Source organism: Serratia bockelmannii (genome assembly GCF_008011855.1).
Classification (GTDB): Bacteria; Pseudomonadota; Gammaproteobacteria; order Enterobacterales; family Enterobacteriaceae; genus Serratia; species Serratia bockelmannii.
Genome location: NZ_VOUX01000007.1, coordinates 1 through 13,959, shown reverse-complemented (window position 1 = coordinate 13,959; position 13,959 = coordinate 1). Strand labels below are relative to the sequence as shown.

Sequence of the window (13,959 nt, the reverse complement as noted above, 5' to 3'; positions counted from 1 at the left end):
TTGCCGGGCGCGGCGTGCCGCGCCCGCACTCTGTGCTATGTGGCCGGAAAACCATGCGGTTTACCGCATAATAATGGTCCGGCTAAAAACCTTCAGAACTGAATGGATAGAACATCATGAATTTACACGAATATCAGGCAAAACAGCTGTTTGCTCGGTATGGCATGCCGGCACCAACCGGTTACGCCTGTACCACTCCGCGTGAAGCAGAAGAAGCCGCATCCAAAATCGGCTCCGGCCCGTGGGTGGTGAAATGTCAGGTTCATGCTGGCGGCCGTGGTAAAGCGGGCGGCGTTAAAGTCGTCAACAGCAAAGAAGATATCCGTGCTTTCGCGGAAGCCTGGTTGGGCAAGCGTCTGGTGACTTACCAGACTGACGCGCTGGGCCAGCCGGTTCACCAGATCCTGGTAGAAGCGGCGACCGACATCGATAAAGAGCTGTACCTGGGCGCGGTAGTGGATCGTTCTACCCGTCGCGTGGTGTTCATGGCGTCTACCGAAGGCGGCGTGGAAATCGAGAAGGTGGCGGAAGAAACCCCAGAACTGATCCACAAAATGACCATCGATCCGCTGGCGGGTCCACAGCCTTATCAGGGCCGTGAGCTGGCCTTCAAACTGGGCCTGACCGGTAAGCAAGTCAGCCAGTTCGCCAAGATCTTCATGGGCCTGGCGACGCTGTTCCTGGAGCGCGATCTGGCGATGGTTGAGATCAACCCGCTGGTGATCACCAAGCAGGGCGATCTGGTGTGCCTGGACGGCAAACTGGGCGCCGACGGCAATGCCCTGTTCCGCCAGCCGGAACTGCGTGAAATGCGTGACCCTTCTCAGGAAGACGAGCGCGAATCCCGTGCGGCTCAGTGGGAGCTGAACTACGTTGCCCTCGACGGCAACATCGGCTGCATGGTTAACGGCGCCGGTCTGGCGATGGGCACCATGGACATCGTTAAACTGCACGGCGGCGAACCGGCCAACTTCCTGGACGTTGGCGGCGGCGCGACCAAAGAGCGCGTGACCGAAGCGTTCAAAATCATCCTGTCCGATGACAAGGTGAAAGCGGTTCTGGTTAATATCTTCGGTGGTATCGTACGTTGCGATCTGATCGCCGACGGCATCATCGGCGCAGTGGCCGAAGTGGGCGTTAACGTCCCGGTCGTGGTGCGTCTGGAAGGGAACAACGCCGAACTGGGCGCCAAGAAACTGGCGGACAGCGGCCTGAATATCATTGCTGCGACCAGCCTGACTGATGCGGCTCAGCAAGTTGTTGCAGCAGTGGAGGGTAAATAATGTCCATTTTAATCGATAAGAACACCAAAGTAATTTGCCAGGGCTTCACCGGTAGCCAGGGGACTTTCCACTCCGAACAAGCTATCGCTTACGGCACCAAAATGGTTGGCGGCGTAACCCCGGGCAAAGGCGGCACTCAGCATCTGGGTCTGCCGGTGTTCAACACCGTGCGCGAAGCGGTTGAAGCGACCGGCGCGACTGCCTCGGTCATCTACGTTCCAGCGCCTTTCTGCAAAGACTCCATCCTGGAAGCGATCGATGCCGGCATCAAACTGATCATCACCATCACCGAAGGCATCCCGACCCTGGACATGCTGACCGTGAAAGTGAAGCTGGACGAAGCCGGCGTGCGCATGATCGGGCCGAACTGCCCTGGCGTGATCACCCCGGGCGAGTGCAAAATCGGCATCATGCCTGGCCACATCCACCTGCCGGGCAAAGTGGGCATCGTTTCCCGCTCCGGTACCCTGACCTATGAAGCGGTGAAACAAACCACCGATGCCGGTCTGGGCCAGTCCACCTGCGTGGGCATCGGCGGCGACCCGATCCCGGGCTCCAACTTCATCGATATCCTGAAGATGTTCCAGCAGGATCCGCAGACCGAAGCGATCGTGATGATCGGTGAGATCGGCGGCAGCGCTGAAGAAGAAGCGGCAGCTTACATCAAAGAACACGTCACCAAACCGGTTGTCGGCTACATCGCCGGCGTAACCGCGCCGAAAGGCAAGCGTATGGGCCACGCGGGCGCCATCATCGCAGGCGGCAAAGGCACGGCGGACGAGAAGTTTGCTGCGCTGGAAGCGGCGGGCGTGAAAACCGTTCGCAGCCTGGCGGACATCGGCGACGCGGTAAAAGCGGTGCTGAAGCGCTAAGATCTTAGTACGAAATAATAATATCTCGACATGTTTGGCCACCCATTGGGTGGCCTTTTTTATGGGCGAAGATCAGAAATCGTTGAGTGCTTTGATCAGCGCGATCCGATCCTGCAGGCGGCGCTGTTGCACCGGATCCGCGGCGGTTTGCCGCTGTTTTTCCAGCGAGGTGAGGGCGGTGCGGTAATCGTCGGCGTTGCGGAACAGCGCGTCTTTGACGTTGATCGAGGCGACGTTGGTGTAGCGGCCATCGTCGGTGGTCGGCACCTGGATAACGCCTTCATTGAGCAGCCGTTTGACGATCGCCCGCTGCGGTTCGTACCCCTCCATGCCGACCAGCTTCCAGCGCTGCGGCGTCACGCCCTGATACTGGCCGTGTTTCACTTCCGCCAGGTAGCGCAGAGCCAGGTGGCGAATGGTGCCTTCTTCTTCACCGTATTGCGCTTTGCTGTCAAACAGCACCGGGAAGGATTGCCCCTCCAACGCGCCGCCCTTTTGCGTCAGGTGGCCCATGCGGTAATTGTTCATGCCCAGGCGGATCGGCATGTCGTCGGTGACCGGTGTGCCGTCCGCCAGGCGCAGATCGACGATGCGCGAACCGGCGGGCTGGCGCAGATCGATGGTGTAAGTGACGCCGTCGAAGAAATCGTTGGTGGAATATTTGGACGATCGCCGCGCCGGGTTAAAGCTGTAGGTGACGTCGCCCGGCTGCAGCTGATTGAAATAGTCGGCGGACCACTCCATGTAGCGTTTAAGCGCTTTGCCGTTGAGCTGATAAACGGTGATCTCGCCGCCGGCGTATTGGTAGTTAAAGGCGATGTCCTTGGCCTTGATGTCGCCGACATTCAATTTGGCGCGATCGTTGTCGATCTGCAGGGCGATCACCTGAGCCAGCGGCGCATAGTGGCGGGCGGCCTGCTGGAACAGCGCGCTGATGCCGGTATCCTGCACGTGAACCTGGGGAATGCCGCGAAACTCGTCGGCGGGCACCAGATCGCTGCCGCTCAGCTTCGCCACGACCCGGTTGGCGTTGGCGCGCAAAATGTCATGGTACGGCTGGTAGAGCGCTTGCATGGCGCTGTCCGGCGCCAGCCCTTTGATCGGGTAGGTGTAGCTGTTTTTGTCGATCAGCGTGAATTTGCCGTCGCGGCGTTCAAACTGCAGGTCGATGCGCGACAGCGCGCGGCCGTATTTATCCGGCTCGGTGATGATGACGCCGTTAACCACCGCTTTGTCGATCTTAACATGCATGTGGCCGGCGACGATCGCCGCCAGCTCCGGGTTGGCGTTGGCGATGTCGGCCACGCCGGTGCCGGGGCGCTGGTTCTCGTTGTCGATGCCCATATGCGCCACCAGCACGATGGCGTCGACCTGGCCGTCGATTTGCCTGATGACCTGTTTCACCGCCTGCACCGGATCGGTGAAGTTCAACCCTTTGATGCGATCGGTGCCCTTGGCGAATTCGGCGGTCATCGGCGTGTCCATGCCGATAATGCCAATTTTCACCCCCTGGCGTTCGACGATGGTGTAGGCCGGCAGGTAGGGCTTGCCGTTGTCCCAGACGATATTGCCCGCCAGCGCCGCGCCTTTGAACTGCTTGAGCGGCGTAGCCAGCACCGGTAGGCCGAAGTCGAACTCGTGGTTACCCATCACCCAGACATCATAATTGAGCGCGTTGAGGCCCAGCATCATCGGGCTGACGGCCTCATGCTTGAAGGTTTCGACGAAATTGCCCTGAATGGTGTCGCCGGCGTCCACCAGGATCAGGTTGGGCTGCTCGGCCCGCACCTGTTTGACCTGAGTGGCTATCTGGCTCAGGCTGCCCGCCAGATTTTCCGTGTCGCTGGCGTAGTCCCAGGGCACGAAGGTGCCGTGCAGATCGGAAGTACCCAGCAGGGTGATATTTACCGTTTCGGCGGCCATGACGTTTCCCGAGAGTCCCAAGACAGAGGCAAAGATGATTTTTTTCATAAGTTATTGTCACTCAATGTAATTTTAACATTAGTGGTCATTTTGCTACAAAATCGCAACCTTTACGATCCCGTCGCGAGAAATAGACTAATATTGGAGAGAGATTTGTTGTTTTGTGACTGCTATCACTGTCACGGCTTATTGGAAATAAAAGGTTAATTATGTCGCATAATAAGCGCGTAATAATACAATGGCGGCTCTTTTAAATTACATTTGTTTAACACAAAAATATCATTAAAAAACAATTAAACCATTGCGCAACATGACCCTAAGAAAATTATGCGAAATGTGCTGATGAATATGGAAATAAGATGCGGATAGGCTTAAATTGTCTCAGATCAAATTAGCCCGAAGTACCTCTTTCGGCTAAGATTTGACCTGTAACCAAAAGTCTAACCCACGTCACGTAAAAACCTATTTATTGTGTGGGATTGGGCGAGTATCATCCATGTTGTGATTATGGATGGTTGATCTTGTTGCATTTGTTACCCGTTGTCGGTTTTCAGTGGCGTGCTTGTCGAGGCCCGAGGGGCTATTGGCTGAGTGTGCGGTTGAAAGCGGAGAAGCTGGATCAAATTTGTTGTGTTTAAGGGCATTCACTGCGGGGCGTTACTGGCGGCTTTGAAAGAAGCGTGCCGATAACCGCGTGTCGGAGTCTTCCTGCGAGGAGCAAGGAGTCAAGATGTTTGATATTGTCGAACTGTCGCGCTTACAGTTTGCTTTAACGGCGATGTACCATTTCTTATTTGTCCCATTAACGCTCGGTATGGCGTTCTTGCTGGCAATTATGGAAACGGTATATGTCCTGTCTGGCAAACAAATCTATAAAGACATGACCAAATTCTGGGGAAAGTTATTTGCGATTAACTTTGCTCTGGGTGTGGCCACCGGTTTGACCATGGAGTTCCAGTTCGGGACTAACTGGTCGTATTTCTCTCACTACGTCGGCGATATCTTCGGGGCCCCTCTGGCTATCGAAGGTCTGATGGCGTTCTTCCTTGAATCGACGCTGGTCGGCCTGTTCTTCTTCGGCTGGGATCGTCTGAGCAAGGTGCAGCACATGGCGGTAACCTGGTTCGTGGCCCTCGGCTCCAACCTGTCCGCGCTGTGGATCCTGGTCGCCAACGGCTGGATGCAGAACCCGATCGCTTCGGATTTCAACTTCGAAACCATGCGCATGGAGATGGTCAGCTTCTCCGAACTGGTGCTTAACCCGGTTGCGCAGGTGAAATTCGTTCACACCGTGGCTTCCGGCTACACCTGCGGCGCGATGTTCGTTCTGGGCATTAGCTCCTACTACCTGCTGAAAGGCCGCGACATCGCCTTTGCCAAGCGCTCCTTCGCCATCGCTGCCAGCTTTGGTATGGCTGCCATTCTGTCCGTTATCGTTCTGGGTGATGAATCCGGCTACGAAATGGGCGACGTGCAGAAAACCAAACTGGCCGCTATCGAAGCGGAATGGGACACTCAGCCGGCGCCGGCCTCCTTCACCCTGTTCGGCATTCCCGATCAGGACAAGATGGAAAACTCCTTCTCTATTCAGATCCCGTATGCGCTTGGCCTGATCGCCACCCGCTCCACGGACACTCAGGTCACCGGCCTGAAAGATCTGATGGCGCAGCATGAAGTGCGTATCCGCAACGGGATGAAAGCCTACCAGCTGCTGGAAGAGCTGCGCGGCGGCAATACCGATCCTGCGGTGCGTGCCGAATTCAACAAAACCAAGCAAGACCTGGGCTACGGCATGTTGCTGAAGCGCTATACCCCGAACGTCACCGACGCGACGGAAGCGCAAATCCAGCTGGCGACCAAGGACTCCATTCCGCGCGTGGCGCCGCTGTACTTCGCCTTCCGCATCATGGTGGCCTGTGGCGTGATCATGCTGTTGATCATCGGCCTGTCGTTCTGGAACGTGATCCGCGGCCGCATCGGCCAGAAAAAATGGCTGCACCGCGCGGCGCTGTACGGTTTGCCGCTGCCTTGGATCGCGATCGAGTCGGGTTGGTTCGTGGCGGAATACGGCCGTCAACCGTGGGCGATTGGTGAGGTGCTGCCGACGGCGGTCGCCAACTCTTCGCTGACCGCGGGCGACATTCTGTTCTCAATGGGGCTGATCTGCGGCTTGTACACCCTGTTCCTGGTGGCTGAATTGTACCTGATGTTCAAGTTTGCGCGTCTGGGTCCAAGCAGCCTGAAAACCGGCCGCTATCACTTTGAACAACCGACTGCCGCCGTGCAGGAAGCGCGCTAAACAGGAGTCCACGTATGTTTGACTATGAAGTACTGCGATTTATTTGGTGGGTCCTGGTTGGCGTTCTGCTGATCGGCTTCGCCGTCACCGACGGTTTCGACATGGGCGTCGGCATTCTGGTGCGCATCATCGGCAAAACCGACACCGAGCGCCGGGTGATGATCAACTCCATCGCTCCGCACTGGGACGGTAACCAGGTGTGGCTGATCACCGCCGGCGGCGCGCTGTTCGCCGCCTGGCCGATGGTCTACGCAGCGGCCTTCTCCGGCTTCTACGTCGCCATGATCCTGGTGCTGGCCGCCTTGTTCTTCCGCCCGGTCGGTTTCGACTACCGTTCCAAGCTGGAGAGCAGCCGCTGGCGCAACATGTGGGACTGGGGCATCTTCATCGGCTCCTTCGTGCCTGCAGTGGTATTCGGCGTGGCGTTCGGCAACCTGCTGCAGGGCGTGCCGTTCCACATGGACGAGTACATGCGCCTGTTCTACACCGGCAACTTCTTCCAACTGCTGAACCCGTTCGGTCTGTTGGCGGGCGTGGTCAGCCTGACCATGCTGGTCACCCAGGGCGCGACCTACCTGCAAATGCGCACCACCGGCGAGATCCACCTGCGTTCACGCGCTGCGGCACAGATCGCGACGCTGATCATGGCGGTGTGCTTCCTGTTGGCGGGCGTATGGCTGGTGAAAGGCATCGACGGCTTCGTCGTGACGTCGGCGCTGGACACCCTGGCGGAATCCAACCCGATGCGTAAAGAAGTGGCGCATCAGGCCGGTGCCTGGCTGATCAACTTCAACAAGTATCCGCTGCTGTGGGCCTTGCCTGCGCTGGGCGTGGTGCTGCCGTTGTTCACCATCCTGTTCTCGCGTCTGGAGAAGGGCGCGCTGGCGTTCGTCACCTCGTCGTTGACCATCGCCTGCGTCATCCTCACCGCGGGGGTCACCATGTTCCCGTTCGTGATGCCGTCGAGCACCGTGCCTAACGTCAGCCTGACCATGTGGGACGCGACCTCGAGCCTGTTGACGCTGAAAGTGATGACCGTCGTGGCGGCGATCTTCGTGCCTATCGTTTTGGCGTACACCAGCTGGTCGTACTACAAAATGTTCGGTCGCCTCGACAAGAACTACATCGAAAACAACAAGCACTCGCTGTACTAAGGATAAGGAGCTAAACCATGTGGTATTTTGCCTGGATTCTCGGAACGCTTCTTGCCTGCGCCTTCGGCATCATCACGGCGCTGGCGCTTGAGCAGAGCGAAGCGACCAAAGCTCAGCAAGACGGTAAGTGATGAGCTCGTCCGTGATTGACAAGCTGTACGCTGTCACCGACAAGGGCCCGATCCGGGCCCTTTCCCTGGTGCTGGCGTTGATTTTGGCGGGGTGCGTGTTCTGGGATCCGACGCGTTTCGCCGCCAAAACCAGCTCGCTGGAGATTTGGGAAGGGCTGTTGCTGATTTGGGCGGTGTGCGCCGGGGTGATCCACGGTTTCGGATTCCGCCCACAGCGCAGCGTCTGGCGCGCTTTTTTCGCACCGCTTCCCGCCATTGTGATCTTGTTCGCAGGATTACTTTACGTTTCTTTATAATCTCCCCGATGTCCCCTTGTTATGGGCCCTCACGGCCCATAATTATTTTCATTCCCATCTTGTAACCCATTCCCAACCCGATCCGTCTTGCGTATAGTAGCAGCGTTAAATTGCATTGCTGGGAAGTAGAGTGAGTAATACGTTGTTTCGATGGCCGGTTCGCGTTTACTACGAGGATACCGATGCCAGTGGTGTGGTCTATCACGCCCGCTACGTCGCCTTTTTTGAAAGAGCGCGCACAGAGATGCTGCGTCAGCACAACTTTCATCAACAGCAGCTGCTCAGTGAACAAGTCGCTTTTGTCGTCCGGCGCATGACGGTGGATTATCTGGCTCCGGCTCGTCTCGACGAGCAACTGGAAGTCCAGAGTGAAATCACCTCTCTGCGCGGGGCTTCTCTCACGTTTGCTCAACGCATTGTCAATTCTGACGGGGCCCTACTGAGCCAGGCAGATGTCCTGATTGCCTGTATTGATCCACACCAAATGAAGCCAAGAGCGCTTCCTAAGTCTATTGTCGCGGAGTTTAAGCAGTGACTGACATGAACATCCTAGATTTATTCTTGAAGGCGAGCCTGCTGGTTAAGCTTATCATGTTGATTTTGATATGCTTCTCGGTAGCCTCTTGGGCGATCATCATTCAGCGCACCCGCATCCTCAATGCGGCGACGCGTGACGCCGAAGCCTTTGAAGACAAATTCTGGTCCGGTATCGAGCTTTCCCGTCTGTACCAGGAAAGTCAGGCGCGTCGCGATAGCCTGACCGGTTCCGAGCAGATCTTCCATTCCGGCTTCAAAGAGTTCGCTCGCCTGCACCGCGCCAACAACCATGCGCCGGAGTCGGTGATCGAAGGGGCGTCGCGCGCGATGCGCATTTCGATGAACCGCGAGCTGGAAACGCTGGAAACCCATATTCCGTTCCTCGGCACCGTCGGTTCGATCAGCCCGTACATCGGCCTGTTCGGCACCGTGTGGGGGATCATGCACGCCTTTATCGCGCTGGGCGCGGTGAAACAAGCCACGCTGCAGATGGTAGCGCCGGGTATCGCCGAAGCGCTGATCGCCACCGCGATCGGTCTGTTCGCCGCTATCCCGGCGGTAATGGCCTACAACCGTCTCAACCAGCGCGTCAACAAGCTTGAGCAGAATTACGACAACTTTATGGAAGAGTTCACCGCTATTCTGCATCGTCAGGCCTTCTCCAGCGACAGCAAATAAGTAGGAGGTAGCATGGCGAGAGTACGTGGACGTAGTCGGCGCGAGCTGAAGTCCGAAATTAACATCGTTCCGCTGCTCGACGTGTTGCTGGTGCTGCTGCTGATCTTTATGGCAACCGCGCCAATCATCACGCAGAGCGTGGAGGTTGACCTGCCGGACGCCACCGATTCCAAAACGGTGTCCAGCGATGACAATCCGCCGGTGATCCTTGAGGTTTCCGGCGTAGGTCAATACACCCTGGTGGTGGATCACAACCGTATGGAGCTGCTGCCGCCTGAACAAGTCGCGGCCGAAGCCAAGTCGCGTTTGGCGGCTAACCCGAAAACGGTCTTTTTGATCGGCGGTGCGAAGGAAGTCCCTTACGATGAGATTATCAAGGCATTGAATATTCTCCATCAGGCGGGCGTGGCTTCCGTGGGGCTGATGACCCAGCCGATCTGACCGTAAGGCGAACGGCAACCCGGTTCCTGCGCTGTGGCCCAGGAACCCCGTATAAGCAACACCAGTTTTTGGGAATCTATTTTGGTAAAGGCAACTGAGCAAAACGATAAGCTGAACCGCGCCGTTATTGTTTCGGTCGTTCTGCACTTCATATTGATTGCCCTGCTGATTTGGGGATCGCTGCAGGAAAAGGTCGACATGGGCGCCGGCGGTGGCGGTGATGGCACCGTGGTGGGCGCAGTGATGGTCGATCCTGGCGCGGTGGTGGAACAGTACAACCGCCAGCAGCAGCAGAGCAACGATGCGCAGCGTGCCGAGAAGCAGCGCCAGAAAAAGGCGGAGCAACAGGCCGAAGAGCTTCAGCAGAAGCAGGCGGAGCAGCAGCAGCGCCTGAAGGAGCTGGAGAAAGAGCGTTTGGCGGCGCAGGAGAAAGCTGCGCAGGACGCCAAGGCGCAGGCTGAGCAACAGCAGAAGGCAGCGGAGCAGCAGAAACAGGCCGCCGAGCAGCAAAAAGCGGCGGAAGCCGCCGCAGCCAAGGCCAAAGAGCAACAGAAGGTCGCCGAAGTCGCCGCCGCCAAGGCGAAGGCCGAAGCGGACAAGGTCGCCAAGGCACAGGCGGACGCGCAGAAGAAAGCCGAAGCGGAAGCCAAGAAAGAAGCGGCCGCCGCTGCCGCCGCCAAGAAACAGGCGGAAGAGGCGAAGAAAGCCGCGGCTGCCGCCGCAGAGCAAAAAGCCGCTGAGGCCGCGGAGAAGAAAGCGGCCGCTGAAGCCGAGAAGAAAGCCGCAGCGGAAGCCGAGAAGAAGGCCGCCGCTGAAGCGGAGAAGAAAGCTGCTGCCGAGAAAGCAGCCGCTGCCAAGAAAGCCGCTGCGGACGCCAAGAAGAAGGCCGCCGCCGAGGCTGCGAAGCAATCGGCGGAAGTCGACGATATCTTTGGCGGTCTGGCGGACGGCAAGAACGCGCCGAAAGGCGGCGGTGCTAAATCGAAAGGTGACGGTAAACCGGCCGGGCAGGGCAATGCCAAAGCGGCTGGGGCCAGCGGGGCGGATATCAGCGGTTATATGGGGCAGATCCAAGGGGCGATTCAGAGCAAGTTCTATGACGCCAGTTCGTTCGCCGGCAAAACCTGCGACCTGCGTATCAAGCTGGCGCCGGACGGCCTGCTGATAAGTGTACAACCGGCGGGGGGCGATCCTGCTCTGTGTCAGGCAGCGGTGTCTGCCGCCAAGTTGGCGCATATACCGAAGCCGCCGAGCGATGCCGTTTATCAGCACTTTAAGAATTCTATCCTTGAATTCAAGCCGCAATAACGGTTGATTGACTGAGTAAGATCACAGGGATGTACTAAGGTAACCAACAGGGATTATGTAGTTTTACGTAAGTTGGTTTGTTAAAATTCTGCTAATTTATCGCAGGCATCCCGCCTGGATAAGGGAGATGAGATGAAGCAGGCATTTCGAGTAGCGCTAGGTTTTTTAATTCTGTGGGCGTCCGTGTTGCACGCGGAAGTTCGCATTGAAATCACCCAAGGGGTCGACTCCGCTCGCCCGATTGGCGTGGTGCCGTTTAAGTGGGCGGGCCCAGGCACGCCGCCGGAAGATATCGGCAAGATTGTCGGCGCGGATCTGCGCAACAGCGGCAAATTCAACCCGATCGACGTGGCGCGCATGCCGCAGCAACCGACCTCCGCGTCTGAAGTGACGCCGGCGGCCTGGACTGCATTGGGCATCGACGCCGTGGTTGTCGGCCAGGTTCAGCCTGGCGCCGACGGCAGCTACCTGATCTCCTACCAGCTGGTGGACACCTCGGGTTCGCCGGGCACCGTATTGGCGCAGAACCAGTATAAAGTGACCAAACAGTGGTTGCGTTATTCTGCCCATACCGCCAGCGACGAAGTGTTCGAGAAGCTGACCGGCATCAAGGGCGCGTTCCGTACCCGTATCGCCTACGTCGTGCAGACCAACGGGGGGAAATTCCCGTATGAGCTGCGCGTAGCGGATTACGACGGTTACAACCAGTTCACGGTGCACCGTTCGCCTGAGCCGCTGATGTCGCCGGCCTGGTCGCCGGACGGCAGCAAACTGGCTTACGTGACCTTCGAGAGCGGCCGTTCCGCGCTGGTGGTACAGACCCTGGCTAACGGCGCTATCCGCCAGATCGCCTCGTTCCCGCGCCACAACGGTGCGCCGGCGTTCTCTCCGGACGGCAGCAGGCTGGCGTTCGCGCTGTCCAAGAGCGGCAGCCTGAACCTGTACGTGATGAACCTCGGCTCCGGCCAAATCACGCAGCTGACCGATGGTCGCAACAACAACACCGAACCGACCTGGTTCCCGGATGGCCAGTCGCTGGCGTTTACCTCCGACCAGGGCGGGCGTCCGCAGATTTATAAAATCAGCGCCAGCGGCGGTGCCGCACAGCGTCTGACGTGGGAAGGCTCTCAGAACCAGGATTCTGAAGTCAGCTCCGACGGTAAATTCCTGGTGATGGTGAGCACCAACAGTGGTGCACAACACATCGCCAAACAAGATCTTGGATCGGGCGCCGTTCAGGTTTTGACCGGCACCTTCCTGGATGAAACGCCTAGTATTGCGCCAAACGGCACCATGGTGATCTATAGCTCCACGCAAGGTATGGGCTCCGTGCTGCAGTTGGTGTCAACTGATGGGCGTTTCAAAGCGCGTCTTCCGGCAACTGATGGACAGGTCAAATTCCCTGCCTGGTCGCCGTATCTGTGATGCATGTGTAAATATGTATGGCAAACTATAAAAGGATCAAAGAAATGCAACTGAACAAAGTGCTGAAAGGGCTTCTGCTGGCACTGCCAGTTCTGGCTGTAGCAGCTTGTAGTTCTAACAAAAGCGCGAACAACGACCAATCTGGTATGGGCGCTGGCACTGGTATGGAAAACGGCAGCAGCAACCTGTCTTCCGAAGAACAAGCTCGTCTGCAGATGCAAGAACTGCAGAAGAACAACATCGTTTACTTCGGCCTGGACAAGTATGACGTTAGCTCCGAATTCGCTCAGATGCTGGACGCGCACGCTGCATTCCTGCGTAACAACCCGTCTTACAAAGTGACCGTTGAAGGCCACGCTGACGAACGCGGCACGCCGGAATACAACATTGCTCTGGGTGAGCGCCGTGCTAACGCCGTTAAAATGTACCTGCAGGGTAAAGGCGTTTCCGCTGACCAGATCTCTATCGTTTCTTACGGTAAAGAAAAACCAGCAGTACTGGGCCACGACGAAGCGGCTTATGCTAAAAACCGTCGTGCCGTTCTGGTTTACTAAGAGAATCGCATGAACAGTAACTTCAGACGTCACCTGTTGAGTCTGTCGTTACTGGTTGGCGTAGCGGCCCCCTGGGCCGCTACTGCCCAAGCGCCAATCAGTAATGTCGGCTCCGGCTCGGTCGAAGACCGCGTCACCTCGCTTGAGCGCATCAGCAATGCTCAAGGCCAGCTTTTAAACCAACTCCAGCAACAACTCTCTGATAACCAACGCGACATTGATTCTCTCCGTGGGCAAATCCAGGAAAGTCAGTATCAGTTGAATCAGGTGGTTGAACGCCAGAAGCAAATCTATCAGCAGATGGATAGCCTCAGCCAGGGTGGCGCTCAGAGCGCCTCTGCGGCCGCGGGCGCTGCCGGTGGGGCAGCCGCAGGCGCATCTTCCGATGCGGGCAGCAGCGCGCCTGCAGCCGCGTCTGCAACGCCGAGCGGCGGTGATGAGAACAGCGACTACAACGCCGCTGTTTCTCTGGCGCTGGAAAAAAAACAGTATGACCAGGCGATTTCTGCCTTTCAGTCCTTCGTAAAACAGTACCCGAAGTCTACCTATCAGCCCAACGCCAACTATTGGCTGGGTCAGTTGTTCTACAACAAGGGTAAAAAAGACGACGCGGCCTACTATTTTGCGGTGGTGGTGAAGAATTACGCTAAATCACCGAAGGCGCCGGACGCCATGTACAAGGTGGGTATCATCATGCAGGAGAAAGGGCAGGCCGATAAAGCCAAAGCCGTGTTCCAGCAGGTGATTAAACAATACCCAACCAGTGCGGCGGCCAAACAGGCGAAAAGTCGCGTAGGCGGTTAACAGTCAGAAAAATGAGCCCAGAAGTTAGTCGATTTGACCGATTTCTGGGCTCATTCGCGTGAAGAACAAGCAGTTGAACGTATCAGTAAAAAATTTAGGTTGCGCTGCCAAGATAAATTAGTAATATATGCCGCCGTTGCCAAGACATCTTGCAAGATGTTAAAGCGGCAGGGAAATTGGGTCGTTAGCTCAGTTGGTAGAGCAGTTGACTTTTAATCAATTGGTCGCAGGTTCGAATCCTGCACGACCCACCA

14 protein-coding genes and 1 tRNA gene are annotated in these 13,959 nt (G+C 57.1%); 14 read left to right on the top strand and 1 reads right to left on the bottom strand.

Translation table 11 applies throughout. The features are described from left to right. Window positions 1–116: 116 nt before the first annotated feature. Together sucC and sucD are read left to right on the top strand one after the other, a co-directional pair. On the top strand, window positions 117–1,283 hold the full coding sequence (sucC, locus tag FOT55_RS10950; RefSeq protein ID WP_025301883.1) for an ADP-forming succinate--CoA ligase subunit beta: 1,167 nt from the start codon (window positions 117–119) through the stop codon (window positions 1,281–1,283). Continuing rightward, on the top strand, window positions 1,283–2,155 hold the full coding sequence (sucD, locus tag FOT55_RS10945; RefSeq protein WP_004939878.1) for a succinate--CoA ligase subunit alpha: 873 nt from the start codon (window positions 1,283–1,285) through the stop codon (window positions 2,153–2,155). The genes sucC and sucD overlap by 1 nt, the downstream gene beginning before the upstream one ends. 72 nt (window positions 2,156–2,227) lie before the next feature. Here sucD and FOT55_RS10940 read toward each other — a convergent pair whose 3' ends face one another. Further along, entirely contained in the window at window positions 2,228–4,126 is a 1,899-nt protein-coding gene (locus tag FOT55_RS10940) for a bifunctional metallophosphatase/5'-nucleotidase (protein ID WP_147823470.1), read from the bottom strand. A 682-nt stretch (window positions 4,127–4,808) separates the two neighbouring features. On the opposite strand from FOT55_RS10940, the gene cydA reads away from it, so the two are divergent. From cydA to FOT55_RS10880, 12 genes are all read left to right on the top strand, one after another. Continuing rightward, complete coding sequence (gene cydA / locus FOT55_RS10935) at window positions 4,809–6,377, top strand: cytochrome ubiquinol oxidase subunit I (RefSeq protein ID WP_019454034.1); 1,569 nt, start codon at window positions 4,809–4,811, stop codon at window positions 6,375–6,377. Window positions 6,378–6,391: 14 nt separating this feature from the next. Continuing rightward, the gene (cydB, locus tag FOT55_RS10930) at window positions 6,392–7,531 is read left to right on the top strand and encodes a cytochrome d ubiquinol oxidase subunit II (protein ID WP_019454033.1); all 1,140 of its coding nucleotides are present in this window, start codon (window positions 6,392–6,394) and stop codon (window positions 7,529–7,531) included. A gap of 17 nt (window positions 7,532–7,548) precedes the next feature. Continuing rightward, window positions 7,549–7,662 (top strand): cytochrome bd-I oxidase subunit CydX, encoded by a 114-nt coding sequence (gene cydX, locus FOT55_RS10925; protein ID WP_004939868.1) that lies wholly within the window; start codon window positions 7,549–7,551, stop codon window positions 7,660–7,662. Next, entirely contained in the window at window positions 7,662–7,958 is a 297-nt protein-coding gene (ybgE, locus tag FOT55_RS10920; protein ID WP_025301885.1) for a cyd operon protein YbgE, read from the top strand. The genes cydX and ybgE overlap by 1 nt, the downstream gene beginning before the upstream one ends. Before the next feature lie 130 nt (window positions 7,959–8,088). Next, window positions 8,089–8,493 carry a tol-pal system-associated acyl-CoA thioesterase gene (ybgC, locus tag FOT55_RS10915; protein WP_004939863.1) on the top strand — a complete coding sequence of 135 codons (405 nt, stop codon included), beginning with the start codon at window positions 8,089–8,091 and terminating at the stop codon, window positions 8,491–8,493. Next, complete coding sequence (gene tolQ / locus FOT55_RS10910; RefSeq protein WP_004939862.1) at window positions 8,490–9,173, top strand: Tol-Pal system protein TolQ; 684 nt, start codon at window positions 8,490–8,492, stop codon at window positions 9,171–9,173. The genes ybgC and tolQ overlap by 4 nt, the downstream gene beginning before the upstream one ends. 12 nt (window positions 9,174–9,185) lie before the next feature. After that, a complete protein-coding gene (gene tolR, locus FOT55_RS10905) occupies window positions 9,186–9,614 on the top strand; it encodes a colicin uptake protein TolR (protein ID WP_004939859.1) in 429 nt (142 codons plus the stop codon). Window positions 9,615–9,695: 81 nt separating this feature from the next. Further along, window positions 9,696–10,922 carry a cell envelope integrity protein TolA gene (gene tolA / locus FOT55_RS10900; RefSeq protein WP_147823469.1) on the top strand — a complete coding sequence of 409 codons (1,227 nt, stop codon included), beginning with the start codon at window positions 9,696–9,698 and terminating at the stop codon, window positions 10,920–10,922. Window positions 10,923–11,054: 132 nt separating this feature from the next. After that, window positions 11,055–12,347, top strand: coding sequence for a Tol-Pal system beta propeller repeat protein TolB (tolB, locus tag FOT55_RS10895; protein ID WP_025301887.1), 1,293 nt, complete (start codon window positions 11,055–11,057; stop codon window positions 12,345–12,347). A gap of 44 nt (window positions 12,348–12,391) precedes the next feature. Continuing rightward, window positions 12,392–12,901: a peptidoglycan-associated lipoprotein Pal gene (gene pal / locus FOT55_RS10890; RefSeq protein ID WP_025160033.1), complete on the top strand. Its 510-nt coding sequence runs from the start codon at window positions 12,392–12,394 to the stop codon at window positions 12,899–12,901. A gap of 9 nt (window positions 12,902–12,910) precedes the next feature. After that, window positions 12,911–13,705: a cell division protein CpoB gene (gene cpoB, locus FOT55_RS10885; RefSeq protein ID WP_004939852.1), complete on the top strand. Its 795-nt coding sequence runs from the start codon at window positions 12,911–12,913 to the stop codon at window positions 13,703–13,705. A gap of 178 nt (window positions 13,706–13,883) precedes the next feature. Continuing rightward, window positions 13,884–13,959, top strand: a tRNA-Lys gene (locus FOT55_RS10880).